Below are 20,717 nucleotides of genomic sequence, written 5' to 3' on the forward strand. Positions count from 1 at the left end.
GAGGAGCGCATACGCCCGGGCAACACGGACCCGGCTCGACTGGTGGCATGCGCCACCACCGACACGCCCTCCGCCCGTTGCTCGCCCTCGCCGTGGCCGCCGCCGCGGCGGTCGGGCTCGCAGCCTGCCAGGCGACCCCGCCGCCGCGCACGACGACGTCGGCCGCGCCGGCGAAGGCCCCCGCGGACCGTCCGGACCGCGGCGCGCGCGACGGCGAGGCCGCGGGCCATGTCCCCGACGGCACCACCGTGCTCGACGACGACCTCCCGGCCCTGGCGAACCTCGACCCCGCGCTCCTCGCGGCCCTCCAGGCCGCCGCGGCCGACGCCGAGCACGACGGCGTCACGCTCTTCGTCAACAGCGGCTGGCGCTCCGCGGCCTACCAGGACCGGCTGCTGCGCGAGGCGGTCGCCCAGTACGGGTCCGCGGCCGAGGCGGCCCGCTGGGTGGCGTCGGCCGACACGTCGTCGCACGTCACCGGCGACGCCGTCGACCTGCAGCAGACGGGCGGCAGCCAGTGGGTCGGGGAGCACGGCGCCGCGTACGGGCTGTGCCGGGTGTACGCGAACGAGCCGTGGCACGTCGAGCTGCGGCCGGACGCCGTCGAGCGGGGCTGCCCGGAGCCGTACGCCGACCCGTCGCAGGACCCGCGGCTGCAGCAGTGAGCGCCGCCGTCCTCGGCCGAGGACCGACGGACGAATCAGCCGACCGCGACCACGAGCGCCGTGGCGATCGCCGCGACTCCCTCGCCCCGGCCGGTGAGCCCCAGGCCGTCGGTCGTGGTGGCGCTCAGGGAGACGGGCGCGCCGGCCGCGGCGGAGAGCGCCGCCTCGGCCTCGGCGCGGCGCGGGCCGACCTTCGGCCGGTTGCCGACCACCTGCACGGCGACGTTCCCGATCTCGAACCCGGCCTCCCGGACCCGGCGCGCGGCCTCGGCGAGCAGCGTGGTCCCCGCGGCCCCGGCCCACTCGGGCTCGCTGGTGCCGAAGTGGGTGCCGAGGTCGCCGATGCCCGCGGCGGAGAAGAGGGCGTCGGCGGCCGCGTGCGCCGCGACGTCGGCGTCCGAGTGCCCGGCGAGCGGCCGCTCCCCCGGCCAGCGCAGGCCCCCGAGCCACAGGTCGCGGTCGGACCCTGCGGGGGCGTAGGCGTGGACGTCGACGCCGAGCCCGGTGCGCGGCAGCCCCTGGTACGCCGGGGTCACGACTCCTCCTCCAGCAGCAGCGCGGCCACCTGCAGGTCGCGCTCGGTGGTGATCTTCATGGCCGTCTCCTCGCCGCCGACGACGTAGGCGGTCTCGCCGAGCGCCTCGACCAGCCCCGCGTCGTCCGTGGCCGCCAGCCCCTCGGCCGTCGCGCGGCTCGCGCCCCGCGCGTGCGCGCGCTCCAGGAGGGCGCGGTCGAAGCCCTGCGGCGTCTGCACCGCGCGCAGCGCCGCGCGGTCCGGCGTCTCGACGACCCGCTCGACGCCCGCCCCGCCGGCGGACGACGCCGGCGCGACCCGCTTGACGGTGTCGGTGACGGGCAGCCCCGGCACGACGGCGCCGTGGCCGGCGCGGACGGCCTCGACGACGCGGCGCACCAGGCGCGGCGGGGCGAGCGGCCGGGCGGCGTCGTGCACGAGGACCACGTCGTCGTCCGGGCCGGCGAGCGCAAGGCCGGCGGCGACGGAGGCCTGCCGGGTGGCACCCCCCTCGACCACGCGGACCGGCACGTCCACGTGCGGGTCCTGCGCGACGACGTCGCGCACCGCGGCGTCGAGGCCGGCAGGGCAGGTGACGACCAGGGAGTCGACGACGCCCGAGGCGGCGAGGCGGCGGGCGGCGTGCACCACGAGGGGGAAGCCCTCCAGGGCGACCAGGGCCTTCGGAAGATCCCGGCCGAGGCGGGTGCCCGACCCCGCGGCGGTGAGGATCGCGAGCGTCGTCACGGCGTCACGGTACCGGAACGACGACGGCGACCCGCGGCCGGAGCCGCGGGTCGCCGTCGTGCAGCGCTCGTGACGGGAGCCTCAGGAGGCGAGGACCTCGTCGATGATGGCGCCGGCCTTCTCCTCGTCGACACCCTCGGCCAGGGCGACCTCGGACTCGAGGATCTGGCGAGCCTTGGCGAGCATGCGCTTCTCGCCCGCCGAGAGGCCGCGGTCCGCGTCACGGCGCGACAGGTCGCGCACGACCTCGCCGACCTTGATCACGTCGCCGGACGCGAGCTTCTCGAGGTTCGCCTTGTACCGGCGCGACCAGTTGGTCGGCTCCTCCGTGTAGGGCGCGCGCAGCACCTCGAAGACGCGGTCCAGCCCCTGCTGGTCGACCACGTCGCGCACACCCACGAGGTCGACGTTCTCCGCCGGGACCTCGATGGTCAGGTCGCCCTGGGCAACCTTGAGCTTGAGGTACATCTTCTCCTCGCCACGGATCTTGCGCGTCTTGATCTCCTCGATCAGCGCGGCGCCGTGATGCGGGTAGACAACCGTCTCGCCTACTGTGAACGTCATCTGCAGATGTCCCCTTTCCCAGTCGACGATCTTATCACGGGGAGGCCGACACTCCCCGGTCCCGCGGCCTCTCCAGGGTCCTGTGACGAACACGTTTGCGCAGGTCAGAGACCTGGAAGCGCAATCATGGACGCAGCCCGCGCCCGGCATCGTTAGGATGTCGGCGGGCCCCCGCCGGGCCCGCACCTTCCCCGCCTGACGTGGGGGAACCCTGATGCCCCGCGCCCGCGCGGCCACCCGCGCCCGCGAGCCGACGCCTTCGAAGGAGAGCTCGTGTCCCGCTCCGCCCGCCCCGCACGCCTCGTCGCCGCCGCCAGCGTCATGGCGGGCGCCCTGCTGCTGGCCGCCTGCTCCCCCACGATCACCACCAAGCCCTACGCCCCGTCGGACGGCGCGCGCGTGAACCTCACCGACCAGGTGCGCGGCATCAACCTCATGGTCGTCTCCGAGGGCGAGGGCGAGCCCGGCGCCGTGCTCGGCGCGCTCGCCAACGGCTCGGCCGAGGACGTCGACTTCGTGCTCGCCGCCGAGGGCGCCGAGCCGATCTCGCTCACGGTGCCCGCCGGCCAGACCGTGTACCTGAGCGCCGACCAGCAGGGCGAGCAGGCCGTGGACGCGCAGATCGGTGCCGTCGCCGCGCAGCCGGGCGGCGACCTCGACGCGACGCTGTCCGGCGCCGGCGTGGACGAGGACTTCTTCCTGCCCGTCATGGACGGCACGCTCCCCGAGTACGAGGCCTGGGTGCCGAGCACCACGGGCGTCTGACCCGCACGACCCGCACGAAGGGGCGGGCCGCAGCACCTGCTGCGGCCCGCCCCTTCGTCGCCCCTGCCCGTCAGCGGCGGGTCACCCGAAGCGGCCGGAGACGTAGTCCTCGGTGGCCTGCTCGGAGGGCGTGGAGAAGATCGTCGACGTCTCGTTCATCTCGATGAGGCGGCCGGGCTTGCCCGTGCCGGCGATGTTGAAGAACGCCGTCCGGTCGCTGACGCGCGCCGCCTGCTGCATGTTGTGGGTCACGATGACGATCGTGTAGTCCTGCTTCAGCTCGCCGATGAGGTCCTCGATCGCGAGCGTCGAGATGGGGTCGAGGGCGGAGCACGGCTCGTCCATCAGCAGCACCTGCGGCTTCACCGCGATGGCGCGCGCGATGCACAGGCGCTGCTGCTGCCCGCCGGACAGGCCGGAGCCCGGTCGGTCGAGGCGGTCCTTGACCTCGTTCCACAGGTTGGCGCCGCGCAGCGAGCCCTCGACCAGTTCCTCGGCGTCCGCCTTGCTGATGCGCCGGTTGTTCAGCCGCACGCCGGCGAGCACGTTGTCGCGGATCGACATGGTCGGGAACGGGTTGGGACGCTGGAAGACCATCCCCACGTTGCGGCGCACGGCCACCGGGTCGATGTCGTCGCCGTACAGGTCGACGCCCTCCATCTCCACGGTGCCCTCCACGCGGGCGCCGGGGATCACCTCGTGCATCCGGTTGAGCGTGCGCAGGAAGGTCGACTTGCCGCACCCGGAGGGGCCGATGAACGCCGTCACCGACTTCGGGTCGATCGTCATCGACACGTCCTGCACGGCGAGGAAGTCGCCGTAGTAGATGTTGAGGTCCTTCACGTCGATGCGCTGTGCCATCGTGGTGTCTCTTTCTGAACGCTGGGGCTGCGGCGGGCGGGGCTGCGCGTCAGCGCAGCTTCGGGGAGAACCAGCGGTTCACCAGCCGGCCGACGAGGTTGAGGGCGAGCACCAGGACGATCAGCACGAGGGCCGCGCCCCACGCGTTCTGGATCGCGATGTCCGCCACGCAGGAGGCGGACTCGCCGCCCGGGCAGGTGGCCAGGCCCTGGCTGTACTGGCGGTAGGCGAAGACCGGCAGGGTCATCATGCGGCCCTCGAACGGGTCGAAGTTGATCGAGTCGGTGACGCCGACGGTGACGAGCAGCGGCGCCGTCTCGCCGATGACGCGGGCGACGGCGAGCAGGATGCCCGTGGTGAGCCCCGCCACCGAGGTGCGCAGCACGACCTTGACGATCGTCAGCCACTTGGGCACGCCCAGCGCGTAGGAGGCCTCGCGCAGCTCGTGCGGCACGAGCTTGAGCATCTCCTCGCACGAGCGCACCACGACGGGGATCATCAGCACCGACAGCGCGACCGCACCGATGATGCCCATCCGCACGCCCGGCCCCAGGATCAGGGTGAACAGGGAGACGGCGAACAGGCCGGCGACGATCGACGGGATGCCGGTCATCACGTCGATGAAGAACGTGACCGCGCGGGCCAGCGCGCCCTTGCCGTACTCGACGAGGTAGATCGCGGTGAGCAGGCCGATCGGCACCGAGATCACCGTGGCCAGGGCCGTGATGATCAGCGTGCCCGCGATGGCGTGGTAGATGCCGCCGCTCGGGTCGCCGCCGAAGATGTTGCGCATCGACAGCGTGAGGAAGTCCATGCTGATGCGGCCGGCGCCGTTGCTCAGCACCGTCCAGATCAGCGACACGAGCGGCGCCATGGCCACGACGAACGCCGCCCAGATCAGCACCGTCATCGTGCGGTCCTTGCGGCGCCGGGCGCCGTCGGCGCCGGTCAGCGCGGCCCGGGTGCGGGCCGTGGCGTCGGCGGGGCCCGTGGGGTCGACGGTGGTGGTGCTCATCAGTTGGCCCCCGAGAAGTCCTTGCGGCGCGCCACGATCGCGCGCGCGGCCATGTTGACGGCCAGCGTGATGACGAACAGCACGAGGCCGGTGGCGATCAGCGTGTTCACGGCGAGCCCGCTCGCCTCCGGGAAGTCGAGCGCGATGTACGCGGCGATCGTCTGCTGCTGCGAGGCGTCGAGGATCCTGAACGAGTACAGGAACCCGGGCGACAGGATCATCAGGACCGCCATCGTCTCGCCGAGCGCGCGGCCCAGGCCGAGCATCGCGGCCGAGATGACGCCCGAGCGGCCGAAGGGCAGCACCGCCGTGCGGACCATCTCCCAGCGGGTCGCGCCGAGCGCGAGCGCCGCCTCCTCGTGGAGCTTCGGCGTCTGCAGGAAGACCTCGCGGGCGACGGCCGTGATGATCGGCAGGATCATCACCGCGAGCACCACGGACACGGTCGCGAGGACGCGGGACGTCGGCGAGACCGGCCCGGCGAAGAGGGGGAACCAGCCGAACCACGAGTTCAGCCACTCCCACACGGGCAGCGCGGCCGGGCCGAGCACGTAGATGCCCCACAGGCCGTAGATCACCGACGGGACGGCCGCCAGCAGGTCGACCAGGTACCCGAGCACCTGGGACAGCCGCGGCGGCGCGTAGTGCGAGATGAACAGCGCGATCCCCATCGCGACCGGGGTCGCGATGGCGAGGGCGAGGGCCGCCGCGAGCAGCGTGCCGAACACGAGCGGTCCGACGTACTCGAGCAGCGACGTGTCCTCGGGGTAGCGCGGCACCGACGCCGCCAGCTCGTCCGACCCGGCGGTCAGGGCCGGCCACGCCTGCTGCAGCAGGAACACCGCGACGGCGGCCAGCACCGCCAGGATCAGGACGCCCGCGCCGACGGCGATCCAGCGGAAGACCCGGTTGAACCCGCGGTCGGTGGTCCGCGAGCGTCGGCGCGGTCTGCCCGGCACCCGCGGGCGGGGCGGGCTGACGGTGGTGGTCACTCGTTCTCCTCGTTACCTGTGCGGTGCCTGTGCGGTGCTGGCGGTGACGGCCGCCGGCCGGGGTCGTCGAGGTGCTCGACGACGGCCCGACCGGCGGCCGACGACCGGGTCAGCCGGCCGTGATGGCCTCGATCGACGGCAGCACCGCGTCGCGGATGTCGGCCGACAGCGGGGCGGAGCCCGCGGCGTCGGCGGCCACCTGCTGGCCCTCCTCGCTCACGAGGTAGGACATGTAGCCCTTGACCAGGTCGGCCTGCGCCTGGTCGGCGTAGGTGCCGCACGCCAGGAGGTAGGAGACCAGGACGACCGGGTAGGTGCCGGCGACGTCGCGCTTCAGCTCGATCGAGTACACGCCGTCCGCGGTGCCCTCGGCCCGCGGCGACTGCGCGACGACCTCGGCGGCCGCCTCGGCGCTGTACGGCACGAACTCGTCGCCCACGCCGACCGCCACGGTGCCCAGGTCGGAGATCTGGGAGGCGTCGGCGTAGGTGATGGTGCCCTCGCCGGACTGCGCGGCCGCGACCACGCCGGAGGTGCCCTGCGCCGACTCCTGGCCCTCGATCGGCCAGACACCCTCGGGCTCGTGGTCCCAGGCGTCCGGGGCCGCCTCGGACAGGTAGGCCTGGAAGTTCTCGGTAGTGCCCGAGTCGTCCGAGCGGTGCACCACGGTGATCGCGGTGGCCGGCAGCTCGGCGTCCGGGTTGTCGGCGGCGATCGCCTCGTCGTCCCAGCTCGTGATCTTGCCGGAGAAGATGTTCGCGATGACCTCGGGCTTGAGGTTCAGCGAGTCGACGCCCTCGAGGTTGAAGGCCACGGCGATCGGGCTGACGTAGCCCGGGAACTCGATGACGCCGCCCTCGCCGCACTGGGCCTCGGCCGCCTTCATCTCGTCCTCGTCCAGCGCGGCGTCGGAGCCCGCGAAGGCGTACGAGCCGTCGGTGAAGCCGGTGCGGCCGCCGCCGGAGCCGACGGGGTCGTAGTTGACGGTGACGTCGGGGTTCGCGGTCTGGAAGCCGGCGCGCCACGCGTCCTGGGCGGACTCCTGCGAGGAGGCGCCACCGCCGCTGAGCTCGCCCGACAGGGACGAGGCGCCCTCCTGCGAGCCACCGGTGGACTCCGCACCCGGCGCGGCCGGGTCCGAGCCGCACGCGGCGAGGGTCAGGGCCAGCGCGCCGACCGCCACGGCGGATCCAGCACGGGAGAATCGGCTGAGCTTCACGTCTCGTTCCATCCTGTTCACACGGAGGGACACCGGCGAAGTACCGGCGTTCGTCGGGAACGCTAGGCACGCAAGGTGGCTCGGGACCCAGGAGCAGGTGAACGAGGGGTGAACAGTGCAGGGCGCCTGGTCACCACGACCCCCGACACGAGCGCCGAACAGGCGGTTGCGCACGTTCTGAGCGTTCAGAACGTGCGCAACCGCCTGTTCGGCGCGGGGTGGTGGGGCGCGGTCAGGCGGGCTCGTCGGCGAGCTTGTAGCCCAGGCCGCGGACGGTGAGCAGCAGCTGCGGCGAGCCCGGGTCGGCCTCGATCTTGGACCGGATGCGCTTCACGTGAACGTCGAGCGTCTTGGTGTCGCCGACGTAGTCCGCGCCCCAGACCCGGTCGATGAGCTGCCCACGGGTGAGCACGCGGCCGGCGTTGCGCAGCAGCAGCTCCAGCAGGTCGAACTCCTTGAGCGGCAGGGAGACCGAGTCGCCACCCACGGTGACGGTGTGGCGCTCCACGTCCATGCGCACCGGGCCGACCTCGAGCACGGGCTCGCCGTCGTCGTCGTGCCCGTTCGACGCCGCCTCGGGCGCCGCCGGGCCGCGCCGGCGCATCACCGCGCGCATGCGGGCCAGCAGCTCGCGGAAGGAGTACGGCTTGGTGACGTAGTCGTCGGCGCCCAGCTCGAGGCCCACGACCTTGTCGATCTCCGAGTCCTTGGCCGTGAGCATGATGACGGGCACGTCGCCGCGCTGCCGCAGCTCCCGGCACACCTCCGTGCCGGACAGGCCGGGCAGCATGAGGTCGAGCAGCACGAGGTCGGCGCCGCCGTCGTCGTAGGCGGCCAGCGCGTCGACCCCGTTCGAGGCCTCCACGACCTCGAAACCCTCGCGGGTGAGCTGATATGTCAGGGGGTCCCGGTAGGACTCCTCGTCCTCGACCACCAGGATGCGCGTCACGCACCTACCTCCTCGTCCGTCGTGCCATGGGTGTGCTGAGAGCTGTGTTCCGGGATGTCCTCGGTGTCCTGCGGGAGCTCCTGCGGCACGTCGGCCGCCGGGATGCGCAGGGTGAACGTCGAGCCCTTGCCGGGCTCGGACCAGATCTGCACGTCGCCGCCGTGGTCGGCCGCCACGTGCTTGACGATGCTCAGGCCCAGCCCGGTGCCGCCCGTGTCGCGGGAGCGCGCCGGGTCGACGCGGTAGAAGCGCTCGAAGACGCGGTCCTGCTCGTCGGCGGCGATGCCCACGCCCTGGTCGACGACGTCGATCTCGACGAGGCCGCGGCGCACGCGCACCCCCACGCCCACGCGGGTGTTCTCCGGCGAGTAGGCGACGGCGTTGTCGAGCAGGTTGCGCACCGCGGTGACGAGCAGGTTGTGGTCGCCGTACACGAGGACGTCGGCCGAGCCGCCCACCGTGATCGCGATGTTCTTCGCCTGCGCGGTGGTGCGGGCGCGGTCCACGGCCTCGGCGACGACGTCGCGCACCGGGATCGTCGTGACCTCCTGCAGGGCGCCCGCCACCTGCAGGCGGGACAGCTCGATGATCTCGTGCACCAGGGCGGACAGACGCTGCGCCTCCGCCTGCATCCGCTCGGTGAACCGGCGCACGGCGACCGGGTCGTCCGCGGCGTCCTGCACCGTCTCGGCGAGCAGGGCGAGCGCCCCGACCGGCGTCTTGAGCTCGTGCGACACGTTGACGACGAAGTCGCGGCGGATGGCCTCCACGCGGCGGGCCTCCGTGCGGTCCTCGGCGAGGACGAGCAGCTTGTCCGGGCCGACGGGCGCCACCCGGACCTGCAGCAGCACCGTGCCCGAGCCGATCGGGCCGCGCGGCAGCTCCAGCTCCTTCTCGCGGATCACGCCGTCGCGCCGGACCTCCCGCACCAGGTCGACGATCGCCGGGTGCTGCAGGGCGTCGTTGCGCACCACCCCCAGCGCGTACGCCGGCGGCGACGCCCGCACGACGTCGTCCTCCTCGTCCAGGACCACCGCGGCCGAGCGCAGCACCGCGAGCACGCGGACGAGACCCTCGTCCAGCTCGGCGGGGGCTGCCTCGGGCGACCGGCGCTGGACACGCTCGGAGAAGCGGAAGGCGAGGGTCGCGACCACGCCCACCACGACGCCGAAGATGCCCGCGACGACCGCGGTCACGCCCTGGATGATTCCGTCCACACGGCAAGCGTAGGTGGCGGCGCCCCGGGAATCCGTCGCGGAGCGGAACTGCTCAGCGAGCCGTCGCCCACTGTTCACCTTCGGCCCGCCCGCAGTTCACCTGGGCGCCCCCGCCGCGTCCACGGCGCGTGTCAGGCTGGCCGCAGACCCTTCACCCCGAGAGGACAGCGATGCGAGAGATCTTCGAGGCCGAGCTGCGCCAGGTCGGCGACGACCTCATCGAGATGAGCCGGCTCGTCGAGTCCGCCATCCGGCGCGCGGGCGACGCCCTGCTGGAGGCCGACCACCAGCTCGCGCAGGAGGTGATCGCCTCCGACCACGCGATCGACCGGCTCGAGAGCGAGCTCGACGAGCGCTGCGTGCACCTGCTCGCGCAGCAGCAGCCCGTCGCGACGGACCTGCGGGTCGTCATCTCCGCGCTGCGCATCAGCGCCTCGCTCGAGCGGATGGGCGACCTCGCCCGGCACGTCGCCGAGATCGCCCGCGGCCGGTACCCCGCCCAGGCGGTGCCCGAGCCCGCGCGCGAGACGTTCGTCAAGATGCACGGCGCGGCGGTGCACGTCGCCCAGCGCACGACGGCGCTGCTCGCCACGCGCGACGTCGCCCTCGCCGCGGAGGTGCAGCAGGACGACGACCTCCTCGACGCCCTGCACCAGGACACCTTCGCCGCGACGCTCGACCCCGCGTGGCCCGGCACCACCCAGCAGACGGTCGACGTCACGCTGCTGGGCCGCTACTACGAGCGGTTCGGCGACCACGGCGTCTCCGTCGCGCGCCGCATCACCTTCCTCGTCACCGGCAACTTCGACGACGAGCACGCGCGCGCCGACGCCTGACCCGCCGGCGAGGTCGGACGAGGCTCCGCGAGGTGGTGACTACCTCGCGGAGCTTCGTCCTGCCTCGGCACGCGCCAGCGCCACGCGGCGCGGTCCGTCCATGAGCACGTCGACGCCGTCGACCCACTGCTCGACGGCGGCGGGCAGGCCGCGCACGACGTCGCCCGCGCGCTCCCGCAGCAGCTCGGGCACCCCGCGCAGCCCCCGGAAGGGGCGATCGAAGAACGGACCCGTCGCGGGGCCGTCGAGGGCGGGCAGCCCGACCTCGCGCTGCCGCTCGTGCAGCGCGTCGCACGCGTCGCCGAGGGCGGCGTCCCGCTCCTGCCAGGTCGCGGCCGCGAGCGCCCGGTCCAGGTGCGGCCCGGCGGTCGCCGCCGACGGCGTGCCCGCGAACGCGCTGCCGAGCCACTTGGGGTAGGGCGGCCACCGCCGCTCCAGGAGCAGCCCGAGGCGCAGCAGCGAGCCCGCGAGCCGGGCGGCGAGCACCCGCGACCCGGCGTCGTCCCCGCGCACCCCGGTGCGCCCGACGAACGGCAGCTCCTGCCCGACGCGCGCCCACTCGGCGGCGAGGACGTGCAGCCACAGGTCGTCGGGGTACCAGCGCAGCCGCTCCCGGATCGCGGTGAGCTCTCCCGGCCCGTCGTGGAAGACCGGACCGGCCGTCACCTCCAGCACGCTCTGCCCGGTGAGCGCCAGCCAGCCCGCGGCGTCGAGTTCGGTCGTCGGGTCGAGCCCGAGGCGCGACGCCGCGAACCCGCGCGGCGTCGCGACCTCGACGCGGTGGCGCACCGCCGGGTCCCAGGTCGTGGCGAACCGCACGGGCAGGCCCGCGTGCTCGGCCGGCAGCGCGGCCTCCAGGTGGGTTTCGACGGCCGCGACGTCCGCCTCGTCGACGAGCAGCGTGAGCCGCAGCCCCCAGTCGTGGTCGCGCGACGTCTCGTCGTCGAGCCCCAGCACGTCGGACCCGCTGCCGAGGCGCGCCGCGGCGTAGGGCAGGCCGGGCCGCCACGCCTGGAGCAGGGGCCGGACGACGTCGTCGTGGTAGGCCTGCGCGAGGCCGGTCCCGGTGGTCACGCCGCCATGCTGCCAGCGGGGACGACGAACCCCGGACCTCTTTCTCGAGGCCCGGGGTTCGTCGGTGTCACGCGCTGTGCGTCACTTGCCCTGGTTCGCGACCGCGGCGATGGCGTCCTTCGCGGCCTCGGGGTCGAGGTACGTGCCGCCCGGGTTGGTGGGCTGCAGCGTCTCCTCGTCGAGCTCGTAGACCAGCGGGATGCCGGTGGGGATGTTCAGCCCGGCGATGGTCTGGTCGTCGACGCCGTCGAGGTGCTTGACGATGGCGCGCAGCGAGTTGCCGTGCGCGGCGACGAGGACGGTCTTGCCGGCCTTGAGGTCCGGCACGATCTCGCCGTCCCAGTACGGCAGCGCCCGCTCGAGCACCTGCTTGAGGGCCTCGGAGCGCGGGATCGGCTCGCCGGCGTAGCGCACGTCCGAGTCCTGCGAGAACTCCGAGCCCAGCTCGATCTCGGGCGGCGGCACGTCGTAGGAGCGGCGCCAGAGCATGAACTGCTCCTCGCCGTACTGGTCGCGCACCTGCTTCTTGTCCTTGCCCTGCAGGTCGCCGTAGTGGCGCTCGTTGAGGCGCCAGTGGCGCTTGACCGGGATCCAGTGCCGGTCGGCGGCGTCGAGCGCCAGGTTCGCCGTGTTGATGGCGCGGCGCAGCAGCGACGTGTGCACGACGTCGGGGGTGACCCCCGACTCCTTGAGCAGCTCGCCGCCGCGCTTCGCCTCCGCGGTGCCCTTCTCCGAGAGCGGCACGTCCACCCAGCCGGTGAAGAGGTTCTTCGCGTTCCACTCGCTCTCGCCGTGGCGGAGCAGCACGAGGGTGTAGGTCATGGGTCCATCCTGCCTGCTGCCCGGCGCCGCCCGCACCGCGGGTCGGATCCCGGACTCACGCCGTCCGGATCGAGTGGCCCGGTCAGGAGTCCGCGCGCTCGAGCACGAAGACGGGGATCTCGCGGTCGGTCTTGCGCTGGTAGTCGGCGTAGTCCGGGTACGCGGCGACGGACCGCTCCCACCACAGGGCCTTCTCGTCGCCGGTGACCTCGCGCGCGACGTACTCGTGCTTCTCCGGGCCGTCCTGCAGCTCCACGCGCGGGTTCGCCAGCACGTTGTAGTACCAGACCGGGTGCTTCGGCGCCCCGCCCAGCGACGCGACGACGGCGTACGTGCCCTCGTGCTCCACGCGCATCAGCGGCGCCTTGCGCAGCGCGCCGGTCTTGGCCCCGACGGTCGTGAGGATCACGACGGGCATCCCGCGCATGGTGGTGCCCTTCGTGCCGCCCGAGCTCTCGTACTGCTCGACCTGCTTCGCGGCGTGGGCGGACGGGCTGGGGACGTACTCTCCGGTGATCGGCATGCCACGTGTAATTCCGTGCCCGGGCGATCCATTCCCGACCACCTCGCGCGGGCCCGACTACCTCAGCGATCGGGACCGGTGCACCTTCGCCGCCTGGGCGTAGACGTCGAGCATGGCCGCGGCGGCACGGTCCCAGCTGAACCGCTCGCTCGCGCGGCGGGCACCGGCGGCCAGGCGGGCGCGGCGCTCGTCGTCGGCGAGCAGGTCGCCGAGCTCGCGCGCCCAGGTCCAGGGGCTGTGGTCGGGCACGAGGACACCGGACGCCCCGTCGACGACGACGGTCTGGAGCCCGCCCACGGCGGCCGCGACGACGGGGGTGCCCGCCGCCTGCGCCTCGGCGGCGACCAGGCCGAACGACTCGTTGTGCGACGGCACCGCGACGACGTCCGCTGCACGCAGGTAGTCGACGAGCTCTTCGCGCGGCACCGGCGGCCGCACGTCGAGGTGGTCGGTGACGCCCACCTGGTGGGCGAGCGCCTCGAGCTCGCGCACCGCCGTCGCGCGGCCGCTGGCGCCCCCCAGGACGACCAGCGTCGGCACGCGCGACCCGCCGCCGTCGCACCACGCCTCGGGCTCGGCGGCGCCGTCGGAGCTGGCGTGGTCGGCCAGCACGCCGAGCGCGCGCACCAGCACGTCCGGCCCCTTGAGGAGCTGGACGCGGCCGGCGAACAGCACGATCTTCCGGTCGGTGGGCAGGCCGAGCCGCTCGCGCAGCTCGCGGCGTGCGTCGTCGGCGTCCTGCCCGGGGGCGGGCCCGAGCGGGCGGAAGACGTCGAGGTCGACGCCGGGCGCGACCACGTGCACCCGGTCGGGGTCGGCGCGGTACTCCTGCTCGAGGTCGCGGGCCTCCTCCCGGGTGGAGGCGACGAGGCCGTCGGCGGCCTCGACCACCTGCTCCTCCCCCACGATCCGGCCCACGGGCTCCGGGGTGTCGCCCGGCGCCAGCGCCGCGTTCTTCACGCGCGCCATCGTGTGCATGGTGTGCACGAGCGGCACGTCCCACCGCTCGGCGGCCAGCCAGCCCACCTGCCCCGACAGCCAGTAGTGGCTGTGCACGACGTCGTACCAGTGCGGCGGGCGGTGCGCCTCGGCACGCAGGACGCCCGCGGTGAAGGCGCAGAGCTGGCCGGGCAGGTCGTTCTTGTCGAGCCCCTCGTACGGGCCGGCGGCCACGTGCACGACACGGATGCCGGGCTCGACGTCGACCCAGCGCGGCTGCGCGGACGCCGTCGCGCGCGTGAAGATCTCGATCTCCGCCCCCCGGCGGGCCAGGGCGCGGGCCAGCTCCATGACGTAGACGTTCATGCCGCCCGCGTCGCCGGTACCGGGCTGGTCGAGCGGCGACGTGTGCACCGACAGCATCGCCACGCGCGGGCCGGGCCGCTCGCCGGGGGTGGTCATCAGGACTCCAGCACGCAGGCGGGAGGCGTCGGCAGCGCGTACCGCGCCACCACCTCGCCGGCGCCCGTCGCAGGGTCGGCCCGGACCGTCGCGAGCTCGCTGCGACCCTGCAGCGCCACGACGACGATCTCGGCGCCGTCGGGGCTGTCGGACGCGAGCACCGCGTGGTGCCGCGGCCACGCGCCGTCGCCCAGCGGGACGTCCGCGAGGTGCTCGAGGACCGGCGTCGCGCCGTCCTGGCCCACCCGCAGCACGGCGAGCACGTCCGCCCCGCGCAGGCCGACGTGCAGGCGGGTGCCGTCCGCGCTCAGCGTGACGTGCGCGGGGAAGTCGCGGCCCGCCTCCGCGGCCGGCGAGACGGGCACGGCCGCCGCGGGAGCCCACCCGTCGCCGTCGCGCACCAGCACGTGCGCGCGGGCGTCGAGCTCACCGACGACGACGAGCGAGCCGTCCGGAAGCGCGACGAGGTGGCGCGGCCCGGTGCCGGGCGGCAGGACGGCAGCGACGTCGGCCGCGGCGCCCGCGTCCGCGCCGGCGGCGGGATACCGGCGCACGACGTCGGCACCGAGGTCGCAGACCAGCACGTCGTCCCCGGCCTGGGCCACGAAGTGCGCGTGCGGGCCGGCCTGCCGTTCGACGACGGGCCCGCTGCCCACCCCGGGGTGCGCGACGACGCCCTCCGCGGCGAGGTCGCCCGTCGCCGGGTCGACGTCCACGGAGGAGGCGACACCGTCCCCGTAGTTCGCGACCCACACGGTGTCGCCGAGGGCCAGGACGTGGCACGGGTCGTCGCCGCCGGACGCGAGCGACCCCGACGGCGCGAGCCGCACGCCGTCCGCCTCGCCGTCGTCCTCCACCCGGAACGCCGAGAGCGTGCCCGCCGGGGTCTCCCCCACCGCGTACAGCGTGCGCCCGCCCGGGTGCAGGGCCAGGAACGACGGCGACGTGGCGGCCACCGCCGGCGTCGCCACCTCCACCGCGCCGTCAGCACCGAGCGCCACCCGCCAGATGCTCTCCCCGCTGCCCGGGCCGCCGCCCGCCTGCGGGTAGGTGCCGACCCAGAGCTGCGCCCGCGCGTCCCGTTCCGTCATGGCCTCAGCCTATGACCGCCCGACCGACGCCCCGGAACGCGCACGACCCCCGACCGGAGCCCGGTCGGGGGTCGTGCGAGCTGCAGGCGCGAGGCGTCAGTGCGCGGCCTCGTAGGCCTCGAGGACGGAGCTGGGGATGCGGCCGCGGTCGCTCACCTTGTGGCCGTTGTCGCGGGCCCACTCGCGGATCTTGGCGAGCTGCGCGCGGTCGGTGCCGGTGCGACGGGCGGAGCTCCGCGTGCCGCCGCCCAGGCGCGTCGTGGTCTTACGACCGTGCCCGATCCAGGTGGCGAACGCGTCCCGGAGCTCGGCCGCGTGCTTGGACGTGAGGTCGATCTCGTACGAGACGCCGTCGAGCGCGAACGTGACGGTCTCGTCGGCGTCGCCACCGTCGATATCGTCGATCAGGACGATCTGCTGCTTCTGAACCACGTGAATTCCCCTCGGTCACGATATCGGGTCAGAAGTGAGAATGCCCCTCTTGCCGTCCGATTGTCAATCCGAATCGGCGCCGAAGGCTCATCGCACGAAAAGAATTCAGCGCGATTCCGTTTCGGCCGCGGCAGCCGCGGCCGCTTCTTCCGCGTCCATCCTCTCGAGCGCCATCCGCTCGTTCCGGTCCGCATGCAGGATCTTGCGCATGGCGAGCCAGAACAGCAGGCCCACACCGACCGACGGGGCGAGCCCGCTCATGATCGCGAGAAAGGTGTCCATGGGATGACTTTCGTTCAGGCCGTCGGCTTGACGAGCGGGAAGAGGATGGTCTCGCGGATTCCGAGCCCGGTGAGCGCCATGAGGAGACGGTCGACGCCCATGCCCATGCCGCCCGACGGCGGCATCGCGTGCTCCATCGCGGTGAGGAAGTCCTCGTCGAGCGCCATGGCCTCGTCGTCGCCGGCGGCGGCGAGACGCGCCTGGTCCTCGAAGCGCTGCCGCTGCACGACGGGGTCCACGAGCTCGGAGTACCCCGTGGCCAGCTCGAAGCCGCGCACGTACAGGTCCCACTTCTCGACGACGCCGGGAACGGTGCGGTGCGCACGCACCAGCGGCGACGTCTCGACCGGGAAGTCGCGCACGAACGTCGGCGCGTAGAGGTCGTCGCCCACGTGGTGCTCCCACAGCTCCTCGACGAGCTTGCCGTGGTTGATCTTCTTCGGGTCCACCGAGATCTCGGCCTTCTCGGCGAGATCGAGAAGATGCTCGACGGTGGTCTCGGGCGTGATCTCCTCGCCGATCGCCTCGGAGAGGGACCCGTACATCGTGATCTGCGCCCATTCGCCGCCGAGGTCGTACTCCTCGCCGTCCGGAAGGGTCACCGTGGTGGTACCGAGGACGTCGAGCGCGGACTTCTGCACGAGATCCTGGGTGAGAGCGCCGATCGTGTTGTAGTCGCCGTACGCCTCGTAGGCCTCCAGCATCGCGAACTCCGGCGAGTGCGTCGAGTCCGCGCCCTCGTTACGGAAGTTGCGGTTGATCTCGAAGACCTTCTCCACACCGCCGACGACCGCACGCTTGAGGAAGAGCTCCGGCGCGATGCGCAGGAAGAGATCGATGTCGTAGGCGTTCATGTGCGTCATGAACGGGCGGGCGGAGGCGCCGGACGCGATGGTCTGCAGCATCGGCGTCTCGATCTCGAGGAAGCCGCGCGCGTGGAAGTTGTCGCGCATCGAGCGGACGACGCCCGCACGCGTGCGGACCATCTCGCGGGCGGCGGGGCGCGCGATGAGGTCGACGTAGCGCTGGCGGACCCGCGCCTCTTCCGACAGGTCCTTGTGCAGCACCGGCAGCGGGCGCAGGGCCTTCGCCGCCATCCGCCACGAGTCGGCGAACACGCTCAGCTCGCCACGGCGGGAGGAGCCCACCCGGCCGTGCACGAACAGCTGGTCGCCCAGGTCGACGTCGGCCTTGAACGACGCCAGCGACTCCTCGCCGACCTCCTTGAGGCTGAGCATCGCCTGGAGGCGCCGCCCCTCGCCGTCCTGCAGCGTGACGAAGCACAGCTTGCCCGTGTTGCGGAGGAAGACGACCCGGCCGGCCACGCCGACGACGTCGTCCGTCTCCTGGCCGGCCTCGAGGTGCCCGTACCCCTCGCGCACCTGCGCGATCGAGTGGCTGATCGGCAGGCCGACCGGATACGGCTCCACGCCCTGCTCCAGGAGCCGGTCGCGCTTCTCCCGGCGCACGCGCATCTGCTCCGGGAGGTCGTCGGCGGGCACGGCGGGGTCAGGGTTCTGCGCGGAGGTCACCCGTCGATTCTACGGGCGACGCGCGTCACACCCGCGCGGCGGCGTCGCACGGGGTCACGACGCCGCGACGCCGGGATCACGGGCGGAGGTCGAGCGCCAGGTCGAGGATCGGGGCGGAGTGCGTGAGGGCGCCGACGGACAGGTAGTCGACGCCGGTGCCGGCCACCTCGCGGGCGCGGTCGAGGGTGAGGTTGCCCGTGGCCTCGAGCTCGACGTGCGCGGGCACCCCGTCGTGCCCCTGCCGCTCGCGGACGGCGGCGACGGTCGCGGCCAGGACCGGCGTGGGCATGTTGTCGAGGAGCAGGAAGTCCGCGCCGGCGTCGAGGGCCTCCATCGCCTGGGCGGTCGTGTCGGCCTCGACCTGCACCAGGACGTCGGGGAAGGTGCGGCGGACGGCGTCGATCGCGCCGCGCACCGAGCCGGCCGCGACCACGTGGTTGTCCTTGACCATCGCGACGTCGTGCAGGCCCATGCGCTTGTTGGTGCCGCCGCCCGCGCGCACGGCGTACTTCTCCAGCGCGCGCAGGCCCGGCGTCGTCTTGCGGGTGTCGAGCACCTGGGCACCCGTGCCGGCGAGCTCGCGCGACCACGCCGCCGTCGCCGTCGCGACGCCCGACGCGCGGGAGGCGAGGTTGAGCAGCGTCCGCTCCGCGACGAGCAGCACCTGCACCGGCCCGGCGAGGGCCGCGAGCACCTGCCCCGGCTCGACGGCGTCGCCGTCCTGCGCGTGGAACGTGACCGACGGCGCGGGGAGCCCGAGGCGGCCGGCGACCTGACGCAGCACCTCCGCCACGACGACGAGCCCCGCGACCGTGCCCGCCGACCGGGCGACGAGGTCCGCGGTGCCCGTGGTCGACCCCGGCACCGTGGCCTGCGTCGTGACGTCGCGGCCGGGCGCCGCGCCGAGGTCCTCGTCCAGCGCGGTCTCGACGACGCGCGCCACCCACGCGCCGTCCAGCCCCGGCTCGACGGCGGACGGCTGGTCGTGCACGGGCAGGTCGCGCGCGAGGTCACGGGAGCGGTCGCGGTGCAGGTCGGTCACGCTGCGCAACGCTACCGCGCGGGCAGGACCGCCTCGGCCGCGACCTCGCGGAGGGTGCCGTCCTCGTCGAGGCCGAGCGTGACGCGGCGCTGCCAGGCCGGGTCCGGCACGGGGAAGTCGGTGCGGAAGTGCCCGCCGCGGGACTCCTCGCGCACCCGGGCGGCGTGCACCAGCGCGCTGGCGACCTGGTGGACGGTGGTGGTCTCCCACTCGGCGACCTGCGGGTCGGCGACGACGTCGGCCGCGCGGTGGGCGTCCGTCCGGACCCCGGCGAGCGCCTGCGCGGCGCGCTCCAGCGACTCGGCCGACCGCACGGGGCCCGCGCCGTCCGACGTCGCGCGCTGCACGCGCGACCGGGCGGCGGCCGCGACGAGCGCCGCTCCCCCCGGGCGCTCCTCGGGCTCGGGCGCACGCCCCGGCCCGCCGTCGGCCACCTGCCGCACGACGTCGCGCGCGGCGCGGTGCGCGAAGACCAGGCCCTCGAGCAGGGAGTTGGAGGCGAGCCGGTTGGCACCGTGCACGCCGGTGCACGCCACCTCTCCGACCGCGTACAGGCCGGGTACCGAGGTGCGTCCACGAGGGTCGGTGACGACGCCGCCCGAGTGGTAGTGCTGCGCGGGTGCCACCGGCACCGGCTCCTCGGTCCAGTCGATGCCCTGCGCCAGCAGGCGGGCGGTGATGGTCGGGAAGCGGCGGCGCAGGAACCCGGCGCCGAGGTGGCGGGCGTCCAGCAGCACGTGGTCGGCGCTCGTCGCGGCCATCCGTCGCACGATGGCGTGCGCGACGACGTCCCGCGGCGCCAGCTCGGCGAGCTCGTGCTCGGCCGGCATGAAACGGAAGCCGTCGACGTCGAGGAGCAGCGCGCCCTCGCCGCGCACGGCCTCGCTGATGAGCGGCAGCTGCCCCTTGGCCCCCATGCCCTGCCACAGCACGGTGGGGTGGAACTGGACGAACTCCAGGTCGCCCACGGACGCGCCCGCGCGCAGGGCGGCGGCGATGCCGTCCCCGGTCGCGCCGGGCGGGTTGGTCGACGAGCGGAACACCTGGCCGATGCCGCCCGTCGCCAGCACCACGACCGGCGCCAGCGCGGCGCCGACGCCGTCGCGGCTGCCGGCGCCGCGCACGTGCAGGGTGACGCCGGCGACCGACCGGCGGCCGTCCGGGCCCGGGGCGCCGGTGAGGACGTCGAGCACCAGCGCGTTCTCGAGCACCTCGATGCCCGGGTCGTCGCGCACCGCCTCGATCTGCGCGATCAGCGCGCGGGAGATCTCGGCCCCGGTCGCGTCGCCGCCGGCGTGCGCGATGCGGTCGGCCCGGTGCCCGCCCTCGCGGGTGAGGGCGATGCCGCCGTCCGGGCCGACGTCGAACGCCGTGCCGCGGGCCACCAGCTCGCGCACCCGGTCCGGGCCCTCGTCGACCAGCACCCGCACGGCCGCGGGGTCGCTCAGCCCGCCGCCGGCCGCCAGCGTGTCGGTGAGGTGCGCGTCGGGGGTGTCGTCGGGGTGCAGCGCCGCGGCGATGCCGCCCTGCGCCCACACCGTCGAGCCCGACGACAGCGCGCCCTTGGTGACCAGCAGCACCCGCGGCACGCGCGAGCGCAGCTCCAGCGCCGCGGTCAGCCCGGCGATGCCGGTGCCGACGACGATCGCGTCGGCCGCCGTCGTCCAGCCGGGGGCGGGGGCGGCGAGGGCGCGGGCCAGCCGCGGCCCGGTCACGGACGGTTCACCGGGGGCGTCACCGGACGGCCGCGAAGGGCACGCCGCTGGACTCCAGGCCGAAGCCGTCGGGCACCTGGCCCGGGTCGTCGTCGAGCTCGACGATCCGGTTCTCCGGGTCGACGAAGACGACGGCCGGCGAGTACGTGCGCGCGTCGGCGTCCGACATCGTGCCGTAGGCGATGACGATGACCGTGTCCCCGGGGTGCACCAGGTGCGCGGCCGCACCGTTGATGCTCACCTGGCGGCCGCCGCGCTCGCCCGGGATGACGTAGGTCGTGAGGCGGGCGCCGTTGGTGACGTCCACCACGTCGACCTGCTGCCCCGGGTAGAGGTCGGCCGCGTCGAGGAGGTCGGCGTCGATGGTGATCGAGCCGACGTAGTGCAGGTCCGCCTGCGTCACCGTGGCGCGATGGATCTTGCCGATCATCATCGGCCGCTGCAGGGAGGCGGGGCGGT

General features: G+C 74.0%; 23 protein-coding genes. 3 read left to right on the forward strand and 20 right to left on the reverse strand.

Going from position 1 to position 20,717, the window contains the following annotated elements; genetic code table 11:
- Positions 1-47: 47 nt before the first annotated feature.
- The gene (locus ACQP60_RS14030) at positions 48-665 is read left to right on the forward strand and encodes a D-alanyl-D-alanine carboxypeptidase family protein (protein WP_429733753.1); all 618 of its coding nucleotides are present in this window, start codon (positions 48-50) and stop codon (positions 663-665) included.
- Positions 666-700: 35 nt separating this feature from the next.
- Here ACQP60_RS14030 and ispF read toward each other — a convergent pair whose 3' ends face one another.
- The 3 genes from ispF to ACQP60_RS14045 all read right to left on the reverse strand — a co-directional run bounded on the left by ispF (position 701) and on the right by ACQP60_RS14045 (position 2,490).
- Positions 701-1,201 carry a 2-C-methyl-D-erythritol 2,4-cyclodiphosphate synthase gene (gene ispF, locus ACQP60_RS14035; protein ID WP_429733756.1) on the reverse strand — a complete coding sequence of 167 codons (501 nt, stop codon included), beginning with the start codon at positions 1,199-1,201 and terminating at the stop codon, positions 701-703.
- The gene (gene ispD / locus ACQP60_RS14040; protein WP_429733759.1) at positions 1,198-1,926 is read right to left on the reverse strand and encodes a 2-C-methyl-D-erythritol 4-phosphate cytidylyltransferase; all 729 of its coding nucleotides are present in this window, start codon (positions 1,924-1,926) and stop codon (positions 1,198-1,200) included. Before ispD ends, ispF begins: the two co-directional genes overlap by 4 nt.
- Before the next feature lie 81 nt (positions 1,927-2,007).
- The gene (locus ACQP60_RS14045; protein ID WP_079570762.1) at positions 2,008-2,490 is read right to left on the reverse strand and encodes a CarD family transcriptional regulator; all 483 of its coding nucleotides are present in this window, start codon (positions 2,488-2,490) and stop codon (positions 2,008-2,010) included.
- A 273-nt stretch (positions 2,491-2,763) separates the two neighbouring features.
- Between ACQP60_RS14045 and ACQP60_RS14050 the strand changes: the two genes are divergently transcribed.
- Positions 2,764-3,255, forward strand: a complete 492-nt coding sequence (locus tag ACQP60_RS14050) for a hypothetical protein (protein WP_429733762.1) — start codon at positions 2,764-2,766, stop codon at positions 3,253-3,255.
- 81 nt (positions 3,256-3,336) lie between these two features.
- Here the strand turns inward: ACQP60_RS14050 and pstB are convergent, their stop codons facing one another.
- The 6 genes from pstB to ACQP60_RS14080 form a co-directional block, all read right to left on the reverse strand.
- On the reverse strand, positions 3,337-4,116 hold the full coding sequence (gene pstB, locus ACQP60_RS14055) for a phosphate ABC transporter ATP-binding protein PstB (protein ID WP_429733765.1): 780 nt from the start codon (positions 4,114-4,116) through the stop codon (positions 3,337-3,339).
- 49 nt (positions 4,117-4,165) lie between these two features.
- Positions 4,166-5,131: a phosphate ABC transporter permease PstA gene (pstA, locus tag ACQP60_RS14060; RefSeq protein WP_429733768.1), complete on the reverse strand. Its 966-nt coding sequence runs from the start codon at positions 5,129-5,131 to the stop codon at positions 4,166-4,168.
- Positions 5,131-6,123: a phosphate ABC transporter permease subunit PstC gene (gene pstC / locus ACQP60_RS14065; protein ID WP_429733771.1), complete on the reverse strand. Its 993-nt coding sequence runs from the start codon at positions 6,121-6,123 to the stop codon at positions 5,131-5,133. The genes pstA and pstC overlap by 1 nt, the downstream gene beginning before the upstream one ends.
- Positions 6,124-6,232: 109 nt before the next feature.
- Positions 6,233-7,342, reverse strand: coding sequence for a phosphate ABC transporter substrate-binding protein PstS (locus tag ACQP60_RS14070; RefSeq protein WP_429733774.1), 1,110 nt, complete (start codon positions 7,340-7,342; stop codon positions 6,233-6,235).
- 232 nt (positions 7,343-7,574) lie between these two features.
- Positions 7,575-8,291 (reverse strand): response regulator transcription factor, encoded by a 717-nt coding sequence (locus ACQP60_RS14075; protein WP_429733777.1) that lies wholly within the window; start codon positions 8,289-8,291, stop codon positions 7,575-7,577.
- The gene (locus ACQP60_RS14080; RefSeq protein ID WP_429733780.1) at positions 8,288-9,508 is read right to left on the reverse strand and encodes a sensor histidine kinase; all 1,221 of its coding nucleotides are present in this window, start codon (positions 9,506-9,508) and stop codon (positions 8,288-8,290) included. The genes ACQP60_RS14075 and ACQP60_RS14080 overlap by 4 nt, the downstream gene beginning before the upstream one ends.
- Positions 9,509-9,678: 170 nt before the next feature.
- On the opposite strand from ACQP60_RS14080, the gene phoU reads away from it, so the two are divergent.
- On the forward strand, positions 9,679-10,344 hold the full coding sequence (phoU, locus tag ACQP60_RS14085) for a phosphate signaling complex protein PhoU (RefSeq protein WP_429733783.1): 666 nt from the start codon (positions 9,679-9,681) through the stop codon (positions 10,342-10,344).
- A 39-nt stretch (positions 10,345-10,383) separates the two neighbouring features.
- Here phoU and ACQP60_RS14090 read toward each other — a convergent pair whose 3' ends face one another.
- The 11 genes from ACQP60_RS14090 to panD all read right to left on the reverse strand — a co-directional run bounded on the left by ACQP60_RS14090 (position 10,384) and on the right by panD (position 20,691).
- Positions 10,384-11,418, reverse strand: coding sequence for a DUF4037 domain-containing protein (locus ACQP60_RS14090; RefSeq protein ID WP_429733786.1), 1,035 nt, complete (start codon positions 11,416-11,418; stop codon positions 10,384-10,386).
- Between the two features lie 81 nt (positions 11,419-11,499).
- The gene (locus ACQP60_RS14095; RefSeq protein ID WP_429733789.1) at positions 11,500-12,240 is read right to left on the reverse strand and encodes a phosphoglyceromutase; all 741 of its coding nucleotides are present in this window, start codon (positions 12,238-12,240) and stop codon (positions 11,500-11,502) included.
- An 82-nt stretch (positions 12,241-12,322) separates the two neighbouring features.
- Positions 12,323-12,763 carry a nitroreductase family deazaflavin-dependent oxidoreductase gene (locus ACQP60_RS14100; RefSeq protein ID WP_429733792.1) on the reverse strand — a complete coding sequence of 147 codons (441 nt, stop codon included), beginning with the start codon at positions 12,761-12,763 and terminating at the stop codon, positions 12,323-12,325.
- A gap of 57 nt (positions 12,764-12,820) precedes the next feature.
- Entirely contained in the window at positions 12,821-14,164 is a 1,344-nt protein-coding gene (mshA, locus tag ACQP60_RS14105; protein WP_429733795.1) for a D-inositol-3-phosphate glycosyltransferase, read from the reverse strand.
- On the reverse strand, positions 14,164-15,255 hold the full coding sequence (locus tag ACQP60_RS14110) for a lactonase family protein (protein ID WP_429733798.1): 1,092 nt from the start codon (positions 15,253-15,255) through the stop codon (positions 14,164-14,166). Before ACQP60_RS14110 ends, mshA begins: the two co-directional genes overlap by 1 nt.
- 96 nt (positions 15,256-15,351) lie before the next feature.
- Positions 15,352-15,687, reverse strand: a complete 336-nt coding sequence (locus ACQP60_RS14115) for a histone-like nucleoid-structuring protein Lsr2 (protein ID WP_429733800.1) — start codon at positions 15,685-15,687, stop codon at positions 15,352-15,354.
- Between the two features lie 105 nt (positions 15,688-15,792).
- A complete protein-coding gene (locus ACQP60_RS14120) occupies positions 15,793-15,969 on the reverse strand; it encodes a hypothetical protein (protein ID WP_429733803.1) in 177 nt (58 codons plus the stop codon).
- 14 nt (positions 15,970-15,983) lie between these two features.
- Positions 15,984-17,444 (reverse strand): lysine--tRNA ligase, encoded by a 1,461-nt coding sequence (lysS, locus tag ACQP60_RS14125; RefSeq protein WP_429734363.1) that lies wholly within the window; start codon positions 17,442-17,444, stop codon positions 15,984-15,986.
- A 133-nt stretch (positions 17,445-17,577) separates the two neighbouring features.
- The gene (gene nadC, locus ACQP60_RS14130; RefSeq protein WP_429734365.1) at positions 17,578-18,498 is read right to left on the reverse strand and encodes a carboxylating nicotinate-nucleotide diphosphorylase; all 921 of its coding nucleotides are present in this window, start codon (positions 18,496-18,498) and stop codon (positions 17,578-17,580) included.
- Between the two features lie 56 nt (positions 18,499-18,554).
- Entirely contained in the window at positions 18,555-20,258 is a 1,704-nt protein-coding gene (locus tag ACQP60_RS14135) for an L-aspartate oxidase (RefSeq protein ID WP_429733806.1), read from the reverse strand.
- Positions 20,259-20,277: 19 nt separating this feature from the next.
- Positions 20,278-20,691 carry an aspartate 1-decarboxylase gene (gene panD / locus ACQP60_RS14140; RefSeq protein ID WP_429734367.1) on the reverse strand — a complete coding sequence of 138 codons (414 nt, stop codon included), beginning with the start codon at positions 20,689-20,691 and terminating at the stop codon, positions 20,278-20,280.
- Positions 20,692-20,717 lie beyond the last annotated feature (26 nt).

It is taken from the genome of Isoptericola variabilis (assembly GCF_050311655.1).
Lineage (GTDB): Bacteria > Actinomycetota > Actinomycetes > Actinomycetales > Cellulomonadaceae > Isoptericola > Isoptericola variabilis.